This is a genomic window from Pseudomonas sp. 6D_7.1_Bac1 (assembly GCF_025465945.1).
In the GTDB taxonomy this organism is placed as follows: Bacteria; Pseudomonadota; Gammaproteobacteria; order Pseudomonadales; family Pseudomonadaceae; genus Aquipseudomonas.
Window position 1 is genome coordinate 1 of the sequence record NZ_JANLNW010000072.1, and the last position, 17,858, is coordinate 17,858.

The window sequence follows — 17,858 nt, forward strand, 5'->3', positions numbered from 1 at the left end:
ACCGCTCGACCTCATCGGCACCGAGCACCTCGTTGAGCACCTGATCCACCCCCGACGCCATCCCTTGCAAGCTGCCGCAGATGTAGATCGATGCACCGTCCGCCAGCCATTTCTTCAGCTCGATGGCTCGTTGGCGCAGGCGATCCTGAACGTAGATCTTCTCGGCCTGATCCCGTGAAAACGCCAGGTCCAGGCGCTCCAGGTCTCCGGCGATCAACCATTCCACCAGTTCATCACCGCAGAGGAAGTCATGCTCGCGATTGCGTTCACCGAACAGTAGCCAGTTGCGTGTCTGGCCATCGGCAATCCGCGCCTTGAGCAAACTGCGCAAGCCTGCCAGCCCGGTGCCGTTGCCCAGCAGAATCATCGGCACAGGCGTGGCCGGCAAATGGAAACCACTGTTGCGCCGTACTCGCAGACTGATAGCTGAACCCAATGGAGCGGACTCGGTCAGCCAGCCGGAGCCGATTCCCAGGCTGCCATCGGCGTGGCATTCCTGGCGCACCAGCAGTTCAAGCATGCCGTCGGCGGCAATCGAGGCGATCGAGTATTCGCGCATGGTCAATGGCACCAGTGCGTCGACCAGGGCCTGGGCCTGCAAGCCGATCAGGTGCACGCGATTCTCCGGCAACTGACGGCTGGCCAAGGCTTGTTCCAGGGTTTCTGACAAGCCATCGCGCTGCACCCGCGTGTTGCCGGCGATGCCCAGCCCTTCAAGGAAATGTGCAATCGCTCCGGGGCTGTTGCGCGGCAGTACTTCCACCAGGTCGCCAGCCAGCCAGCTGCTGGTATCGGGCGCTGTCAGGCCCAACAAGTAGACGCCGGAGCCACTGCTGTCCGGGTTGAGCAGTTCACGTTTGCTCAAGGTCCAGTTGTTGTAGCTCGGGGCTTTCCAGGTGTCGACTGGCGGCTGCCCGGTCAGTTGACCGAGTTGCTGCTGCCAATGGCGCAGGGCGTACGGGTCGCCGCTGTCGACTTCCACCGGGGCGAACAGCGTGGTGCCACCGTGTTTCGAAAGCCAGGTGTGCAAGCGCCGGGCGAAACCGCAAAAGTGCTGATACTGCCGGTCACCGAGACCCAGCACCGCGTAGTTCAGGCTCGAAAGACTCAGCGCCCGGCCCAGCACCTTGCGCTCGAAACCACGAGCGCTGTCCGGTGCTTCGCCGTCGCCAAAGGTGCTGACTACGAATAGCGCGTTGCTCGATTCACGAAGATCCTGCTCGCTGACAGCCGCCAGCGCTTGAACCTTCACCGGCAACCCGGCAGCTTGCAACTGGCTGGCGGTCTGCCAGGCCAACTGTTCGGCAAAGCCGCTCTGGCTGGCAAAACCGATCAGCCATGCCGGGGTATCGCTGGTGGTGTGCACCAGGTCTTTGCGGGCGTTTTTGATCTGGCGCTTCTTGCGTCGACGGTCCAGGTACAGCCACCAACCGGTGATGAAGAACAACGGCATGGTCAACGAGGCCAGCATCAGCACCATCCGCCCGACGATACCGAAATAACTGCCGACATGCAGCGCGTAGAGGCTGGTCAACAGTTGCGCCTTGAAGCTCTTGTCGCTATAGCGATCGTGGCGGCTGATCACACCGGTGACCGGGTCGAGGGTGATCTGGTTCAGCGCCCGTTCGTGGGGCGAGTTTTTCAACAGATAGAACACGGTCGCTGGTTGTCCGGCCACGGGCGGCATGCGCACGTTGTAGGCACTCAGGCCTGGACCGGCGGCGCTGTAGATACTGCTCCAGATCGCGTTGTAATCGGCGGTCGGCGCGGGGCCGGCGGGTGGCGGGGCACCACGCCCCGGTCTGACGCGCTCGTTTTGCGGCGCGTCGGACAGCAGTTTGTTCAGGCCCTTGTTGTACCACTCGTAGGACCAGGACAACCCGGTCAGCGCAGCCAGCAAATACACCAACATGCACCAGGTGCCCGCGACCGAGTGCAAATCCCAGTTGAAGCTGCGACCTTTTTTCGCCCAGTCGAGGGTCAGCCAGACACGCCAGCTCGCCACCTGACGCGGCCAGCGCAGGTAGAGCCCGGACAGGCAGAAGAAAATCAGGATCAGGGTGCAGGCACCGGTGATTTGTCGGCCGGTGTCGCCCATTGCCAGAAAACGGTGCAGTTGCAGCATCAGGCCAAAGAAGTCCTGGCCGACCGCATCGCCCATGTAGTCGCCGGTGTATGGATCGACGTAGCGCATCTGGCCACGGCGCTCGCCCGGCGGCGGGGTGAAGAACACGCGCGCCGCAAAGCCGCTCTCGGTTTCGACCCAGAGCATCGCGACTTTCTTGCCTTCGGTGGCTTCGACCCTGGCCACCAGATCGGCCGGCGGCAGCACACCGGCTACCTGCTTTTCGACCTGCAAGACCTGTGGGTTCAGTGCCCGCAGAATTTCGTCCTGAAACGACACCGCCGCACCGGTCATGCCCATCAAGGCCAGCACCAGGCCCGCGCTGATGCCGAAGAACCAATGCAGCTGGAACAGGGTTTTCTTCAACACGTCGACCGCCTTGTTCGTCTGAAACTGTTTGTTCACTACAAATCTCACGGCGCGCATTATGCCGTGAGTTGTCGAGAAACATTCCTTTTTACACACAAAAGCCCCGCTCATCGGAATGAGCGGGGCTTGGCACTTCACATTTGAATCAGAAGTGGAAGTTGGTGGTGAGAAGGGCTGTACGGCCTGCTGCCTGGTTGGCGAAGTGCGCCGCGTAGGCTTTGTCGTAGTAAGTCACGTCCGTCAGGTTCTGCACGTTCAGCTGCAGATCGACATTCTTGGTCAGCTTGTAACTGGCCATGGCGTCGTAGCGGGTATAGGACGGTACGTACACGGTGTTGGCGGTATCGCCGTAAACCTCGTCGACATAGAAGGCGCCGCCACCGATGGTCAGCTTCGGCATCACTTCATAGGTGGTCCAGAGGCTGAAGCTGTTCTTCGGTGTGTTCGGCATTTCGTTGCCTTTGGCCGACGCCGCGCCGGCCGTGATCGCACCGTTACGTCCGGTCAGACCTGGGTCGACCAACTCGCTTTTCAGGTAGCTGTAACCGGCGAACACTTGCCACTTGTCAGTGATCTTGCCGCTGGCCGACAGCTCAAGGCCGTCAACGCGTGAAGTCCCGGCGTTTTTATAGGTGTTGTTGGACACCAGAACACGGGTGTTTTCTTTTTCGGTGCGGAAGATCGCAGCGGTCAGCGAGACGCGGTTGTGGAAGACATCCCACTTGGTGCCCAACTCGTAGTTCTTGGTGGTTTCCGGTTCCAGGTCGCTTTGGATGATGCTGTTGCCGGCGGTCAGCGGGTTACCGTCGGCGCCTTCATTGAGCATGGCACCTGGCGGTGTTGCGGAGGTGGCATAGGACGCGTAGACACTGCCGTTTTCCAGCGGCTTCCAGACCAGGCCCGCCTGCCAGTTCCAGAACTGGCTGTCGTTTCTGGTTTTGCCGGTGGTGGTGTTTTTGGCCTGGGTATCGAATGTGTCGTAACGTGCGCCGAGGTTCACCAGCCATTGCGGGTCGAGCTCGATGGTGTCGAACACATAGGCCGCGCGGGTGTTGGCGCTGGTGTCGGTGCCGGCGTAGTTGCGCGCAACCGTACCGGTCCAGTTGTCATTCGGGTTCGGATTGCTCAGCGAGGTACAGCTGCCGTTACCCGTACCGATCATGCCCGGTTTGCAGCCGCCCACCGGGTTGCTGTTCGGGGTGACGGTGTAGCCTGTAACCGAGCTTGTTTCACGGGTGATTTCAAGACCGGTGGAGTAGTTGTTCTTGAAACCCAGTGCCTGGAACTCACCGAACAGATCGGTCTGGTTGGTGGTGGTCGAGGTATTGGACACGCGAGTGTTGGCGCGACGCCAGACAGTCCCGAACTGATTGACGTTGTGCTGGCTGTCGTCCGGCTGGGTGAGGACATAATCCTGGCCAGTATTGCCATGACGCAGGGTATTTTTCAGCGTCATGTTGTCGTTGAGGTCGTGTTCGATGGAAAGAGTGCTGATGTCTGCACGGGTCTTGCGGAAGTCCCGGTTCTTGAGACCGTAGAAGTTACTGCTGTCGCCACCATCGTCAGGCTTGTCGTGGACGTGCGGTGTTTTAGCACCGTTGTTGCTGTAACCGTAGGGAATGCCCGAGTCCGGCAGGTCGTTGCTTTCCATGTGGTAGTAGCTGAGGTTGACGCGGGTCGGCGTACCGAGGCCGAAGGTCAGCGACGGCGCCACGCCCCAACGGTCGTAGTTGATCGCGTCACGGCCTGCAACGTTCTGCTCGTGGCTCATCAGGTTCAGACGGAACGCTGCGTTGTCGAGGAACTGACGGTTTACGTCGAGTACATAACGGCGGGTCTGGTCGGAGCCGTAGGTGAAGCCGCCATTGGTGAAGTCTTGCTGCTTCGGTGTCTTGCTCACCAGGTTCAGGCTACCGCCGGCCGAGCCGCGACCACCGAAGGAGGAGTTGGGGCCCTTGCTGACTTCGATCGATTCGATGTCGAAGATCTCGCGGGTCTGGCCGCCAGTATCACGCACGCCATCCAGATAGGTATCGCTCTGGGCATCGAAACCACGAATGAACGGACGGTCGCCTTGAGGGTTGCCACCTTCACCGGCACCAAAGGTGATGCCCGGTACGGTGCGCAGCGCATCTTGCAGCGATGTGGCTGCCGTGTCCTTGAGCACTTGCTGCGGAACCACAGTGACCGAGCGCGGGGTATCGACCAGCGGTGCGGTGTACTTCTGTGAAGAGGCTTTTTCGACCTGATAGGAGGTTGAGTCCTGGGCTTCACCGGTAACGCTGGTGGCATCCAGGGAAATCGCATTGCGCGGCGTTTTTTCGTCGGTCTTTTCGGCTGCGTAAGCCATGTGGGCTGCGGAGCTGGCGGTGATTGCCACGCCAATTGCAGAAGCGAGCAAACGCGGTGAGCTGACCGGTGATTGTTGTGGTTGGCGTGACATTGTGAATTCCCCTCCCCAAGGATTTGAGGCCGCGGAATATAGGGTAAATACGTATTTGTATCAATTGAGATATATTTCTATTTGCGTTGAATTTACATTCTTTACAGTTTTTCGTTACGGTTTTGACTGACTCGATCGTCATGCCGATTTTACATAGCCAATAAGAATCAATACCATTAAGATCCTTTCGCTTTCAGGTATTGCCTCATGCTGCTGCATATTCCCGGCTTGTTCTCCCGTGAAGAGGTACAGCGCATTCGCGAGGCTCTGGCGCAGGCTGACTGGGCGGATGGCAAGATCACCGCCGGCTATCAATCGGCCAAGGCCAAGCACAACCTGCAACTGCCGGAAGGTCACCCGCTGGCTCAGGAAATCGGCGCGGCGATGCTCGAACGGTTGTGGAAACATCCGCGATTCATGTCAGCGGCGTTACCGCACAAAGTCTTCCCGCCACTGCTCAACTGCTACACCACGGGTGGCAGCTTCGACTTTCATATCGACAACGCCGTGCGTCAGCCCAAGGGCAGCATCGAGCGCGTTCGCACCGACCTGTCGTCCACGTTGTTCTTCAGTGACCCGGATGAGTACGACGGCGGTGAGCTGGAAATCCAAGACACCTTCGGTACCCAACGAGTGAAGTTGCCGGCCGGCGACCTGGTGCTCTATCCGGGCACCAGCCTGCACAAGGTCAACGCGGTCACTCGCGGTACACGTTATGCGTCGTTCTTCTGGACCCAAAGCCTGGTCCGCGAAGACAGCCAGCGCGCCTTGCTGTTCGAGATGGACGAAGCGATCCAGCAGTTGACCCAGGACCTGCCCGATCACCCGTCGCTGATCCGTCTCACCGGCACTTATCACAACCTGTTGCGCCGTTGGGTCGAGGTGTAAGTGACGGACTTTCGTTTGCGCCGCGAGGAAATCCTCGACGGTGACCGGCTCAAGGCCATGCTGGAGGAAAGCCCGGCACGGGCAGCCCAGGCGATTCTGATTGCGGCGCGCGAAGGCGTTCTCGATGCGCAGGCGTTGCTCGGGCAGATCCTGCTGGACGGGCAGGGCATCGAGCAGGATCAGCCGCTGGCCTTGCGCTGGTTCGAGATTGCCGCCAACGGCGGGCATCCGATGGCGCGCAACATGCTCGGCCGCTGCCATGAGCACGGTTGGGGTTGCGTCGCCAATGCCAGCGCGGCGGCACGAGATTACCGTCAGGCCGCCGAAGCAGGGCTGGATTGGGGGTTGTACAACTACGCCAATTTGCTCGCCACCGGTCGTGGCGTGGTCGAGGACCAGGCGCAGGCGTTGGCCTGTTATCGTCGCGCCGCTGAATTGGGCCACGCCAAGTCGATGAACCTGCTGGGGCGTTATCTGGAAGAGGGGCGATTCTGTGTGGCGGATCCTCTCGCTGCAATGGACTGGTATCGGCGCTCGGCCCAGGGCGGGGACTTTCGTGGGCAGTTCAGTTATGCGGCAGTGCTGGCCGACCAAGGACAGATCGAGGCTGCGTTGACCTGGCTGCGCGAGGCATTGTCCGGTGGCAATTTGAAGTTCTTGAGAGTGGCAGGCTCGGCGCTGTCAAGTGCGCGCGATCCGCAGATCCAGGCGCTGGCCACGGATTATCAGCTACGGCTGGCCGAGTTAGAGAAAGAGGCATAGATCGTTCCCACGCTCGTGTGGTAACGATCATTCAACAATCAGCGACCCACAAAAAAGCCCATGACAGGTCATGGGCTTTTTGATTTCTACCGGTAGGGCTTACACGTAGAACGACTTCAACGGCGGGAAGCCATTGAACTCAACAGCGCTGTAGCTGGTGGTGTACGCACCGGTCGACAACCAGTACAGGCGGTCACCGATGGCCAGGTTCAGCGGCAAACCGTACTTGTAGTTCTCGTACATGATGTCGGCGCTGTCGCACGTTGGGCCGGCGATCACCACTTCCTCCATCTCGCCTTTCTTCTCGGTCCAGATCGGGAACTTGATGGCTTCGTCCATGGTTTCGATCAGGCCGGAGAACTTGCCCACATCCGTGTACACCCATCGCTCTACCGCGGTACGGGATTTACGCGCGACCAACACCACTTCGCTAACCAGGATGCCGGCGTTGGCGATCAGCGAACGGCCTGGCTCAAGGATGATTTCCGGCAGGTCGTCACCGAAGTCTTCCTTGAGGAAACGGATGATTTCTTCGGCGTAGGTTTCCAGGCTGTTGGTGCGGGTGATGTAGTTGGCCGGGAAGCCGCCGCCCATGTTGATCAGCTTCAGATGGATGCCGTCTTCTTCTTTCAGACGTTCGAAGATCACTTTGACCTTGGCGATTGCCGCGTCCCAGACGCTGATGTCGCGCTGTTGCGAGCCGACGTGGAAGGAGATGCCGTATGGCACCAGTCCCAGGTCGCGAGCGAGGATCAGCAGGTCCATGGCCATGTCGGTCTGGCAGCCGAATTTACGCGACAAAGGCCAGTCGGCGGTGGTCGAGCCTTCGGTCAGGATGCGCACATAGACTTTCGAACCCGGTGCAGCCTTGGCGATGTTGCGCAGGTCGGCTTCGGAGTCGGAGGCATACAGACGCACGCCCTTCTCATAGAAGTAGCGAATGTCCTTGGATTTCTTGATGGTGTTGCCATAGCTGATGCGATCCGGGCTGACGCCGCGGTCCAGCACTTTGTCCAGCTCGTAGATCGAAGCGATGTCGAAGCTCGAGCCCTTCTCTTTGAGCAGGTCGATGATCTCGACGGCCGGGTTGGCCTTGACCGCGTAGTAAACCTTGGCAAATTCGAAACCGGCGCGCAGGTCGTCATAGGCCTGGGCAATCATCGCGGTGTCGATGACCACGAACGGGGTTTCTTGTTTGTCGGCGAAGGCCTTCATTTTCTGAAAGGTTTCGCGCGCGAAATAGTCTTCGACGTTGATCGACATACTTGGGAGCTCCTATTGGCAAACGGGTAAAAACAATGGGTGCAAATGAACGTCCTCCGTATCCCCACTTTGGTTCGCCTACTTCCCAAGGCATGTCGCCGAAAGCAAAAAGGTCAACCTGGCGCTGCGCCGCGGGTGACCTTGCTGTCTCGTCGTCAGTACTTGAGCCGGATGGATCGTTTCCAGCATGGACGTTCGGCGCGAACTTTAGGACCTGAGCGCCTTGAGATCAACAAAAAATGTCGCGTTTTTGCACGCTTCCGTCGTGCGGCCTCGGTCAGATACTGATGTAACCGACCTGCATGACAGTGTGATGTTCCCTTTGAAGGGATTTTTGAGGTGTTTCAGAGGCGATTGGTGTTGTCCCCAATCGCGAGCAGGCTCGCTCCCACAGGTGGTTTGTGTTGATGCACATAATGCATGCACACCACAGATCCAATGTGGGAGCGAGCCTGCTCGCGAAGGCGTCAGATCAAGCCAACGCAGTCTCGGCAGGCGAAACAATGCTGGTCTTGCCACCACGCGAACGTCCGGAGCTCAGGTACTCGGCAATCGACTCCTGGGTCACCTCACCGAGGAACACCCGCTCGGCGTCCATTACCGGCAGCCACGAGCGATTGAACTCGTACATGCGCGACAGCAGGATCCGCAGGTGCTCGTCATAGGCCGCCGTGGCGTTGAACTCGCGCAGGTATTGCACGCAGGTGCCGGTCTGACGGTGCAGGTCGCGGCGGCGTACGTAGCCCAGGGCCTTGTTGTCGGCGCAGGTGACTACCACGTAGCGGCGGTCGAGTTCGTCCATCAATTCCAGCGCTTCGGCCACCGGCGTTTCCGGGCTGACCGACGGCGCGTTGTCCGCCGCGTCTTCGGCCTTGACCAGCAGCAGGCGCTTGAGCGTGCTGTCCTGGCCGACGAAGTTGCTGACAAAATCATCTGCCGGGTGCGCGAGCAGGGTATCCGGGTGGTCGACCTGGATCAGTTTGCCGCCGCGGAAGATCGCGATCTTGTCGCCGAGCTTGATCGCTTCGTCGATGTCATGGCTGACCATGATTACGGTCTTGCCCAATGCACGCTGCATCTCGAAGAACTCGTTCTGGATCATTTCGCGGTTGATCGGGTCCACCGCACCGAACGGTTCGTCCATCAGCAGTAATGGGGCGTCAGCGGCAAGAGCGCGGATTACGCCGATCCGCTGTTGCTGGCCTCCGGACAACTCACGCGGGTAGCGGCTCAGATACTGCTTGGGTTCGAGCTTGATCATGCTCATCAACTCGCGAGCGCGGTCGTGGCATTTCTGTTTGTCCCAGCCGAGCAGGCGCGGAACGATGGTGATGTTTTCTTCGATGGTCATGTTCGGGAACAGGCCGATCTGCTGGATCACATAGCCGATGTTACGGCGCAGCGTCACGGCGTCGAGGTCGGTGGTGTCTTCGCCGTTGATCAGGATTTTGCCCGAGGTCGGTTTGATCAAGCGGTTGATCATTTTCAGCGTGGTGCTTTTGCCGCAGCCCGACGGCCCGAGGAACACGCAAATCTCGCCTTCGTTGACGGTCAGGTTCACCGAGTCCACGGCCTTGATGTCCTTGCCGTTGCTGTGAAAGGTTTTGCTGAGGTTTTGAAGTTCGATCATTTGAGTAACCCTTTTGGAGTCAGCGAACGTTGCAGCCATTGCACAAGCAAGTCGGCGAAGATGGCCAGAAGACTGACCAGCACCGCGCCGACGATCAGCATCGACATGTCGCTGCGGCTGATGGAAGCGAGAATGAGTACACCCAGACCACCGGCGCCGATGGTCGCGGCGATGGTCATCACACCAATGTTCATCACCACGGCGGTGCGTACGCCGGCGAGGATCACCGGCACCGCAATCGGTAACTCGACCATCCGCAGGCGCTGGCCGAAGGTCATGCCAATACCGCGCGCAGCTTCGCGAATACCCGGCTCGACGTCGCTCAGTGCCAGGTAGGTGTTCCGCATGATCGGTAGCAGGGAGTACAGAAACACCGCCGTGATGGCCGGCATCGGCCCCAGGCCCTGACCAAATTTCGAGTAGAACGGCAGCAGCAGGCCGAACAGTGCAATCGACGGGATGGTCAGCAACACCGTGGCGCTGGCTTGCAAGGGACCTGCCAGCGTCGGGAAGCGTGTCATCAGAATGCCCAGCGGCACGCCGACCACAATCGCCAGGGTGACGGCGATGCCGACCAGAGCGACGTGTTGCCAGGTCAGGTGCAGGACGAGCGGCCAGTCCAGGTGGGAAAAGGCGTTGAGAAATTCCATGGCTTTTCCTCAGTTGATGGGGTGTTGGCGCAAGAAATCGGCGGCCACGGCGGAAGGGCTTTCGTGGTCGACGTCGACCCGCGCATTGAGCTGGCGCATGGTTTGGTCGTCGAACAGTTCGGCCAGCGGTTTGAGTTGTTCGGCCAGTTGTGGGTGGGCGTCGAGGTACGCCTGTCGGACCACGGGGGCGGCGGTGTAGTCCGGGAAGTAGTGCTTGTCGTCTTCCAGCAGTTTCAGCTTGAAGGCGTTCAAGCGTCCGTCGGTGGTGTAGACCAGGCCGGCAAACACCTGGCCATTACGCAGTGCGGTATAGACCAGCCCGGCGTCCATCTGGCGGATGTTGTTGCGGGTCAGGTTCATGCCGTAGAGCTTGACCATGCCGGCGAGGCCGTCGGAACGGTTGGCGAACTCGGTGTCCAGCGCCACCAGGTGATGGGTCTTCGGATCGCGCTGCAACACGCTGTTCAAGTCGCTGATGCTGTTGATCTGCGGATACTCATCGGCAACGTTCTTCGGTAGCGCCAAGGCGTAGGTATTGCTGAATTTCGATGGAGTGAGCCAGGCCAGCCCTTTTTTCGCGTCGAGTTGTTTAACCCGGGCGTAGGACTGTTCGCTGTCGAGTTTCTCGGTGACATGGTTGTAGGCCACCAGCGATACGCCGGTGTATTCCCACATCAGGTCCAGTTGGCCGTTTTCATGGGCGCTGCGGGCCAGACTGCTGCCCAGACCGCCAGTTACCTGGACGTCGTAACCCTGGGTCCGCAGGTATTGCGAGGTGATTTCCGCGAGCAGGGTTTGTTCGGTGAACACCCTGGCGCCGATGCGGATCAGTGGTTTGTCGGCGGCGTGGGCAAATCCTGCGCACAGCAGGACGCAGCCTAGTAACAAGCTTGATGTCTTCATGATGATTCCTTCGCTCAGCCGGAGTTAAGACTGGGGTAAACCGCGTTCCAGCCAGAGGCGGCTGGCCAGTGTCACCAGACCGTCGAGCAGCAATGCCAGCAGGGCGGTGCAGGCTGCGCCGAGGATCAATTGCGGCTGATTGTTCAAGGCAATGCCGGGGAAAATCAGGCTGCCCAGGCTGTTGGCGCCGATCAGGAACGCCAGCGGTGCGGTGCCGACGTTGATTGCCAACGCCACCCGCACACCGCCGATGATGATCGGCACCGCGTTCGGCAATTCGACTCGCCAGAGCACCTGACTCGGGGTCATGCCTATGCCGACGGCTGCCTCCTTGAGTGACCCCTGAACGTTTTTCAGTCCTTCGTAGGTGTTGCGCACGATGGGCAACAGGGAGGCGAGGAACAACGCGAAGATGGCGGGGCCGCTGCCGATCCCGAGAAACCCCAGGGCGATGGCCAATACGGCGAGAGGCGGCACGGTGTTGCCGATGTTGAAGAGCTGCATGAAGCGTTCGGCGCGTCCGACCATGGTCGGGCGGCTGAGGAAGATACCGGCGGGGATGCCCACAACGAGGGCGGCCAGCATGGAAGCGAGGACGAGAATCAGATGAGCTTGCAGGTAAAACAACAAATCGTCGCGGTACTGTTCGATCGTGTTGATGCCAATCCAGTGGATCAGCAGGGCCAGAAGGGCGACGACAACCGCTCCTCCTGTCAGCCCTTTGCCATAGCGAATAGCCACAGGCGGACTCCTTTATTTCAGTCGGCGAACACTTTCTCGTGTGGCAACGCCATGCCTGGCTGCCGAAAAAGTGATCGCGAAAAGCAGCTCGCCAATGCCGGAAAAGCGGCATGAGATCGAGCCATAAGCGCAGCCTCGTCAGGCTGACTTGCTGATATTTCAGCCCCTGACGACAAGCCGTAACAGGGGAGTGGACGCCTCCACGGTTTAAAAGGTTCCATAATTAGCAGCATTTAGCCACCCCCGGCCGCCTCACATCCCGTAGCAGCTGTCGAGCCCGCGAGGCTGCGTTCGGCTGCGAAGCAGTCGTAAAACCGTTAAACGCGGTATGCCTGAAAGATCGCATTGTTTGATTTACGGCCGCTGCGCAGCCGAACGCAGCCTCACAGGCTCGGCAGCCGCTACGGGGCGAACGGTGGTCCGTAGCCGTGTGTTTACGCTATACTCGCCGCCCTTTTTTGAATCACCTGCCAGGCGATTTCCCATGACCAAACAGGCCGCCGAAGTCGCGAAACGCCGCACTTTCGCCATTATTTCCCACCCCGATGCGGGTAAAACCACCATCACCGAGAAACTCTTGCTGATGGGCAAGGCCATTGCTATTGCCGGTACGGTGAAATCCCGAAAGTCGGACCGTCATGCCACCTCCGACTGGATGGAAATGGAAAAGCAGCGTGGTATTTCCATTACCACGTCGGTCATGCAGTTCCCGTATCGCGATCACATGATCAACCTGCTCGACACCCCGGGCCACGAAGACTTCTCCGAAGACACCTACCGCACCCTGACGGCGGTCGACTCGGCATTGATGGTCCTCGACGGTGGTAAAGGCGTAGAGCCACGGACCATCGCCCTGATGGACGTTTGCCGTCTGCGTGACACGCCGATCGTCAGCTTCATCAACAAACTCGACCGCGACATTCGCGACCCGATCGAACTGCTCGACGAAATCGAAGCCGTCCTGAAGATCAAGGCCGCGCCGATCACCTGGCCGATCGGTTGCTACCGCGATTTCAAAGGCGTCTATCACCTCGCCGACGACTACATCATCGTCTACACCGCGGGCCACGGCCACGAGCGTACCGAGGTGAAAATCATCGAGAAGCTCGACTCCGATGAAGCCCGCGCTCATTTGGGTGACGAGTACGAGCGCTTCATCGAACAGCTGGAGCTGGTGCAGGGCGCCTGCCACGAATTCAATCAACAGGAATTCCTGGACGGCCAACTGACCCCGGTGTTCTTCGGCACCGCGCTGGGCAACTTCGGTGTCGATCACGTGCTCGACGCCGTGGTCAACTGGGCGCCGAAGCCGCTGGCCCGAGTGGCCAATGAGCGTACTGTCGAGCCGGTTGAAGAGAAGTTTGCGGGCTTCGTGTTCAAGATCCAGGCGAACATGGACCCGAAACACCGCGACCGCATTGCTTTCATGCGTATCTGCTCCGGCAAGTACGAAAAAGGCATGAAAATGCGCCACGTGCGCACCGGCAAGGACGTACGGATCGGCGATGCGCTGACCTTCTTCTCCTCCGAGCGTGAGCAACTGGAAGAAGCCTTTGCCGGCGACATCATCGGTTTGCACAACCACGGCACCATCCAGATCGGCGACACCTTCACCGAAGGCGAAGTCCTGGGCTTCACCGGTATCCCGCACTTCGCCCCGGAACTGTTCCGCCGGGTACGCCTGCGTGATCCGCTCAAGTCCAAGCAACTGCGTCAGGGCTTGCAGCAACTGGCCGAAGAAGGCGCCACCCAAGTGTTCTTCCCCGAGCGCAGCAATGACATCATCCTCGGCGCCGTTGGTGTGCTGCAGTTCGATGTGGTCGCCAGCCGCTTGAAAGAGGAATACAAGGTCGAGTGCTCCTACGAGCCGATTACCGTCTATTCCGCCCGCTGGATCGATTGCAGCGATAAGAAGAAGCTCGAAGAGTTCAGCATCAAGGCCGTGGAAAACCTCGCGATCGACGGCGGTGGTCACCTGACCTACCTGGCCCCGACCCGGGTCAACCTGGCGCTGATGGAAGAGCGCTGGCCGGACGTGAAATTCCGTGCGACGCGTGAGCATCATTAAGCGCTGATCGGTAACACCCAAAACCCCGTTGCGAAAGCTGCGGGGTTTTTTGTGCCTGAAGTAATTAACAGCGCGGGCTTGTTACAGAAAACTGGTTGGCAGTCATCGCTGAGGGAGAGGTGTTCCCTGATGGAAAACCATCTGCCAATGCTCGCCCTGCCTGCGCCAGATCGAACTGCGCAAGCTGTTGGTGGGGCAGTGCTGGCCAATGGAGGTAGTGTGACAGCGATAGGTCACCAATACGGTGTATTCAGATAACTGTTTGGCTGCGAATTCGCTGATGGTGCGCTGGGTGAACGCCTCATTAGGCAACTGCTCGACCACTTCGGCCTTGGTCCAGATGCTACCACTGGCGCCGAACTCGATGAAGTCGTCGGCGAGCAGGCGTGAGATTTCTTCTGCATCGCGTCGGGTTGCCTGCGACTGGAGGCGTTGTTCGAGTTTCAGCAGTGTCTGCGACAGTTCCATGGCAATGGCCTTTGTCTGAGTCGTACGGTCTCACCTTAGCGTAGAACCAAAACTTCTGACACTCCGCGCGGTTGATCTTGGGACTGCTTCGACAGCTATCGAGCCAGAGCGAGCCTTTTCGCCAAAAAACAAGATCAAAAGATCGTAGCCGAAATAGCCTTTTTGCCTAATCATTATTCCAAATCTGTCTTTTGGCAAAAGGCAATTGGCGACCATCGTTAGTGTCCTATCTGGTCAATCCCGTCTATCCAGACTAGATTTCAGACAGCGCTACGGTCGCTGAGAACGCGGTCGGTAGCTATCCGTGATTCACCTACGAAAGGATGGAATCAGCTATGAGCATTTTTCAACGCATGGTTTTACTGATCAAAGTGCTGGTGTTGCTGTCGGTGGGCACTTCGGCAGCGTGGGCGAGCAGCGGTGCGGTGCAGGACCAGGGTTTCTGGGCAGCAAAAAGTGTGCAGGGCAGTGGCTTGATGGTCGCCACGGGTGATCAGAGCCAGGGGCAGGGTGACAGTAAAGGTGATGAGGACCCATCCTCCGACGATAGCGAAGACGATACTCAGGGTTAAGGATTCAGAAAAAAGAAAACCCCTCCTGCCGGACTGATGCGCAGTCGAAGGAGGAGGGGTTTGGTTGACCTGTTGAAAGCGCCCCGAGAGGGCGCTTTCTCATGCCCGGCTTATACGACGAATTGCTCGGCGTAATGGCAGGCCACCTGGCGGGTGTCGAGCAGGCGCAGGGCTGGCTCTTCGGTGCTGCACCGTTCGGTGGCGTACGGGCAGCGCTTGTGGAAAGCGCAGCCGGACGGCGGGTTCAGCGGGTTCGGCAGTTCGCCGACGATCTTGATTTTCGGCTTGGTCGGATCCGGGTGGATCGTCGGTGTGGCCGACAGCAGTGCCTGGGTGTAGGGGTGCAGAGGACGGGTGTAAATGTCTTCTTTCGGGCCCATTTCCACCGGACGGCCGAGGTACATCACCAACACCTGATCGGCGACGTGACGCACCACCGCCAGGTTGTGGGAGATGAATACGTAGGCGGTGTTGAACTCTTGTTGAAGGTCCATGAACAGGTTCAGCACCTGAGCCTGAATCGACACGTCCAGCGCCGAGGTCGGTTCGTCCGCGACCAGCACTTTGGGTTGCAGCATCATGGCGCGTGCCAGGGCGATCCGCTGGCGCTGACCCCCCGAGAACATGTGCGGATAACGCTGATAGTGCTCAGGGCGCAAGCCGACCTGCTTCATCATCGCCTGGACTTTTTCGCGGCGTTCGGCCGCGGAAAGCTTGGTGTTGATCAGCAGAGGCTCGGCCAGTTGGTCACCGATTTTCTGCCGTGGGTTGAGCGAGGCGTAAGGGCTCTGGAACACCATCTGCACGTCTTTGCGCAGTTGTTTGCGTTCGGCCTTGTTAGCGCCGGTCACTTCTTGCCCGGCGATTTTCAACGAGCCCGAAGACGGCTCTTCGATCAGCGTCAGGGCGCGGGCCAGGGTCGACTTGCCGCAGCCGGATTCGCCAACCACGGCGAGGGTCTTGCCGGCTTCGAGTTCGAATGACACGCCGTTGAGCGCGCGTACCAGCGCGGTGCCTTTGAACAGGCCGCGGGAGACTTCGTAGTGACGGGTCAGGTCACGGGCGGTGAGAACGACGGCCATTACGCCACCTCCTGATTCAAAGGATAGAAGCAGCGGGCGAGGCTGTTGCTTTTCGGGTCCAGACCTGGACGTTGTTGACGGCAGCTGTCCTGCACGTACGGGCAGCGCGGCGAGAGCAGGCAACCTTGCGGACGGTCATAACGGCCAGGAACGATGCCTGGCAGGGTGGCCAGGCGCGAGGAACCCAGGCTGTGTTCGGGAATGGCCTTGAGCAGCGCTTCGCTGTACGGGTGTGCCGGGATGTCGAACAACTGCGGCACCTGACCGACTTCTACCGCTTGGCCGGCGTACATCACGCACACGCGCTGAGCGGTTTCGGCGACCACGGCAAGGTCGTGGGTGATCAGCACCAGGCCCATGTTCTGCTCTTTTTGCAGCGCCAGCAGCAGGTCCATGATCTGCGCCTGGATCGTCACGTCCAACGCGGTGGTCGGTTCGTCAGCGATCAGCAGTTTCGGTTCGCCGGCAATCGCCATGGCAATTGCCACACGTTGGCTCATACCGCCGGAGAGTTGGTGCGGGTAGGCATCCATACGGCTTGCGGCGCCCGGGATTTCGACTTTTTCCAGCAGCTCGATGGCGCGCTTGCGGGCGGCCTTGCTGGACATTTTCAGGTGCAGGCGCAGCACTTCTTCGATCTGGAAACCGACGGTATAGCTCGGGTTCAGTGCGGTCATCGGGTCCTGGAAGACCATGGCCAGGTCTTTGCCGACGATTTGCCGACGCTGACGGTTGCTGAGCTTGAGCATGTTCTTGCCGTCGAAATTCAGAGCGTCAGCGGTGACGATGCCTGGATGTTCGATCAGGCCCATCAGCGCCATCATGGTCACGGACTTGCCGGACCCCGACTCGCCAACGATGGCCAGAACTTCGCCTTTGTCCACGGAAATGTCGAGGCCATCGACCACCGGGACGGCGTTCTTGTCGCCGAAGCGAACGTTGAGATTCTTGATTTCTAACAGTGACATTTGAATCTCCTCAGGCGGCGTTCTTGAGTTTCGGGTCCAGCGCATCGCGCAGGCCGTCGCCCATCAAGTTGATTGCCAGCACGCTGAGCAAAATGGTCAAACCAGGCAGGCTGACGACCCACCAGGCGCGTTCGATGTAGTCGCGAGCCGAAGCCAGCATGGTGCCCCACTCCGGGGTTGGCGGTTGTACGCCAAGGCCGAGGAAGCCCAGTGCCGCGGCATCGAGAATCGCCGAGGAGAAACTCAGGGTTGCCTGAACGATCAGCGGCGCCATGCAGTTAGGCAGCACGGTGACGAACATCAGACGTGGCAGACCGGCACCGGCCAGGCGTGCGGCGGTCACGTAGTCGCGGTTCAGTTCGCCCATCACCGCGGCGCGGGTCAGACGAACATAGGACGGCAACGAAACCACGGCGATGGCGATAATGGTGTTGATCAGGCCAGGGCCGAGGATGGCGACGATCGCCACAGCCAGCAGCAGGGATGGCAGGGCCAGCATGATGTCCATCAGACGCATGATGGTCGGGCCAAGCAGGCGCGGGAAGAACCCGGCGAACAGACCCAGCAGGATCCCCGGGATCAGCGACATGACCACCGACGACAAACCGATCAGCAAGGACAGGCGCGAACCGTGGATCAGGCGCGACAGCAGGTCGCGACCCAGTTCATCGGTGCCGAGCAGGTATTGCATCTGCCCACCTGACAGCCAGGCTGGCGGGGTCAGCAGGAAGTCGCGGAACTGCTCGCTCGGGTTATGTGGAGCAACCCACGGGGCGAAAATCGCGCAAAAAATAACCAGCAGCATGAACAACAGGCCGGCGACGGCACCCTTGTTCTTGGAGAAGGCTTGCCAGAACTCTTTGTACGGTGACGGATACAGCAGGCTTTGGTCGACTGCTACGGAGGTCGTTGGAGTACTCATGCGT

General features: G+C 59.5%; 15 protein-coding genes. 4 read left to right on the top strand and 11 right to left on the bottom strand.

Going from position 1 to position 17,858, the window contains the following annotated elements; translation table 11 throughout:
- On the bottom strand, window positions 1–2,494 hold a 2,494-nt coding region (locus tag NTD87_RS19615), incomplete at its 3' end, for a sulfite reductase flavoprotein subunit alpha (protein WP_262116044.1).
- Between the two features lie 145 nt (window positions 2,495–2,639).
- Window positions 2,640–4,937 carry a TonB-dependent receptor gene (locus NTD87_RS19620; RefSeq protein ID WP_262115854.1) on the bottom strand — a complete coding sequence of 766 codons (2,298 nt, stop codon included), beginning with the start codon at window positions 4,935–4,937 and terminating at the stop codon, window positions 2,640–2,642.
- A gap of 207 nt (window positions 4,938–5,144) precedes the next feature.
- Here NTD87_RS19620 and NTD87_RS19625 point away from each other — a divergent pair, with 207 nt between their 5' ends.
- Window positions 5,145–5,825 carry a Fe2+-dependent dioxygenase gene (locus tag NTD87_RS19625; RefSeq protein ID WP_262115855.1) on the top strand — a complete coding sequence of 227 codons (681 nt, stop codon included), beginning with the start codon at window positions 5,145–5,147 and terminating at the stop codon, window positions 5,823–5,825.
- A 57-nt stretch (window positions 5,826–5,882) separates the two neighbouring features.
- A complete protein-coding gene (locus NTD87_RS19630) occupies window positions 5,883–6,587 on the top strand; it encodes a tetratricopeptide repeat protein (RefSeq protein WP_262116045.1) in 705 nt (234 codons plus the stop codon).
- Window positions 6,588–6,686: 99 nt separating this feature from the next.
- Here the strand turns inward: NTD87_RS19630 and NTD87_RS19635 are convergent, their stop codons facing one another.
- From NTD87_RS19635 to NTD87_RS19655, 5 genes are all read right to left on the bottom strand, one after another.
- Window positions 6,687–7,850: a type III PLP-dependent enzyme gene (locus NTD87_RS19635; RefSeq protein ID WP_262115856.1), complete on the bottom strand. Its 1,164-nt coding sequence runs from the start codon at window positions 7,848–7,850 to the stop codon at window positions 6,687–6,689.
- Between the two features lie 472 nt (window positions 7,851–8,322).
- Window positions 8,323–9,480 carry a betaine/proline/choline family ABC transporter ATP-binding protein gene (locus NTD87_RS19640; RefSeq protein ID WP_262115857.1) on the bottom strand — a complete coding sequence of 386 codons (1,158 nt, stop codon included), beginning with the start codon at window positions 9,478–9,480 and terminating at the stop codon, window positions 8,323–8,325.
- Window positions 9,477–10,130, bottom strand: coding sequence for an ABC transporter permease (locus NTD87_RS19645; protein WP_262115858.1), 654 nt, complete (start codon window positions 10,128–10,130; stop codon window positions 9,477–9,479). The genes NTD87_RS19640 and NTD87_RS19645 overlap by 4 nt, the downstream gene beginning before the upstream one ends.
- 9 nt (window positions 10,131–10,139) lie before the next feature.
- Window positions 10,140–11,033, bottom strand: coding sequence for a glycine betaine ABC transporter substrate-binding protein (locus NTD87_RS19650; protein WP_262115859.1), 894 nt, complete (start codon window positions 11,031–11,033; stop codon window positions 10,140–10,142).
- Window positions 11,034–11,057: 24 nt separating this feature from the next.
- Entirely contained in the window at window positions 11,058–11,774 is a 717-nt protein-coding gene (locus NTD87_RS19655) for an ABC transporter permease (RefSeq protein WP_262115860.1), read from the bottom strand.
- Between the two features lie 484 nt (window positions 11,775–12,258).
- Here NTD87_RS19655 and NTD87_RS19660 point away from each other — a divergent pair, with 484 nt between their 5' ends.
- The gene (locus tag NTD87_RS19660; RefSeq protein WP_262115861.1) at window positions 12,259–13,842 is read left to right on the top strand and encodes a peptide chain release factor 3; all 1,584 of its coding nucleotides are present in this window, start codon (window positions 12,259–12,261) and stop codon (window positions 13,840–13,842) included.
- A gap of 102 nt (window positions 13,843–13,944) precedes the next feature.
- Here the strand turns inward: NTD87_RS19660 and NTD87_RS19665 are convergent, their stop codons facing one another.
- Window positions 13,945–14,310, bottom strand: a complete 366-nt coding sequence (locus tag NTD87_RS19665; protein WP_262115862.1) for a nuclear transport factor 2 family protein — start codon at window positions 14,308–14,310, stop codon at window positions 13,945–13,947.
- Between the two features lie 335 nt (window positions 14,311–14,645).
- On the opposite strand from NTD87_RS19665, the gene NTD87_RS19670 reads away from it, so the two are divergent.
- Complete coding sequence (locus NTD87_RS19670) at window positions 14,646–14,882, top strand: hypothetical protein (protein WP_262115863.1); 237 nt, start codon at window positions 14,646–14,648, stop codon at window positions 14,880–14,882.
- Between the two features lie 110 nt (window positions 14,883–14,992).
- On the opposite strand, the gene NTD87_RS19675 is transcribed toward NTD87_RS19670, so the two are convergent.
- The 3 genes from NTD87_RS19675 to NTD87_RS19685 are packed head-to-tail and all read right to left on the bottom strand — an operon-like array spanning window position 14,993 to window position 17,854.
- Window positions 14,993–15,964 (bottom strand): peptide ABC transporter ATP-binding protein, encoded by a 972-nt coding sequence (locus NTD87_RS19675; RefSeq protein WP_262115864.1) that lies wholly within the window; start codon window positions 15,962–15,964, stop codon window positions 14,993–14,995.
- Entirely contained in the window at window positions 15,964–16,932 is a 969-nt protein-coding gene (locus NTD87_RS19680; RefSeq protein ID WP_071551842.1) for an ABC transporter ATP-binding protein, read from the bottom strand. The genes NTD87_RS19675 and NTD87_RS19680 overlap by 1 nt, the downstream gene beginning before the upstream one ends.
- Window positions 16,933–16,942: 10 nt before the next feature.
- Window positions 16,943–17,854, bottom strand: a complete 912-nt coding sequence (locus tag NTD87_RS19685; protein ID WP_262115865.1) for an ABC transporter permease subunit — start codon at window positions 17,852–17,854, stop codon at window positions 16,943–16,945.
- Window positions 17,855–17,858: the final 4 nt, after the last annotated feature.